Annotated in this window: 1 rRNA gene; it reads left to right on the forward strand. The window is 48.4% G+C overall.

From position 1 onward, the window contains the following. A 23S ribosomal RNA gene (locus NNO03_RS22700) occupies nucleotides 1–213 on the forward strand; the annotation flags it as partial. Nucleotides 214–225 lie beyond the last annotated feature (12 nt).

Here is a 225-nt window from a genome sequence, read left to right on the forward strand (position 1 = left end):
GGGTTGTCATGCCAATGGCATTGCCCGGTAGCTAAATGCGGAAGAGATAAGTGCTGAAAGCATCTAAGCACGAAACTTGCCCCGAGATGAGTTCTCCCTGAGACTATAAGTCTCCTGAAGGAACGTTGAAGACGACGACGTTGATAGGTCGGGTGTGTAAGTGTAGCGATACATTGAGCTAACCGATACTAATGAACCGTGAGGCTTAACCTTACAACGCCGAAG

It is taken from the genome of Citrobacter sp. Igbk 16 (assembly GCF_028069755.1).
Taxonomy (GTDB): Bacteria; Pseudomonadota; Gammaproteobacteria; order Enterobacterales; family Enterobacteriaceae; genus Citrobacter.